Source organism: Brevibacterium sp. S111, assembly GCF_004745075.1.
GTDB lineage: Bacteria > Actinomycetota > Actinomycetes > Actinomycetales > Brevibacteriaceae > Brevibacterium.
Genome location: NZ_RHFH01000068.1, coordinates 1 through 585, shown reverse-complemented (window position 1 = coordinate 585; position 585 = coordinate 1). Strand labels below are relative to the sequence as shown.

Below are 585 nucleotides of genomic sequence, written 5' to 3'. Positions count from 1 at the left end.
TCGGACATCCTCGGATCAACGCCCGTTTATCGACTCCCCGAGGCTTATCGCAGATTTCCACGTCCTTCATCGGCTCCTGATGCCAAGGCATCCACCATGCGCTCTTACACACTCACCACACCCCAAAAGGGTTGGCGGCGTGTACGCGAAATATTGTCTTTCAATCACACAAGATGATGACAAGAAAAATCACATTACATAACACCACAACCCCAAAAGGGCTGCAGCATTGATGCTCGCGTCCACTATACGATTCTCAAACCACTACCAAACACCACCCACAAACCAGACCACTGCTGTGGCTGCCCGTGAAGCGGGTCGGTCCTGTTGGTTGAAACCACACCCAACGACTGTTGGGGTTTGTGATTCCAGGACCCAATAACGTGTTCGTCCTAGCCCATCCTCATACCCATACATCGACGAGGCACTCACCCCGACAACGCTGAGTGGACGAGCGGAAGTTGTGATGTTCCACCCATGAGCAACCCACCCAGGAACACGAACGGTTCCTGACGGTGGGGATCTGAATGTGTGCTCCTTAGAAAGGAGGTGATCCAGCCGCACCTTCCGGTACGGCTACCTTGT

General features: G+C 53.5%; 1 rRNA gene. It reads right to left on the bottom strand.

The features are described 5' to 3' along the window. Nucleotides 1–118, bottom strand: a 23S ribosomal RNA gene (locus EB836_RS18080); the annotation flags it as partial. Nucleotides 119–585 lie beyond the last annotated feature (467 nt).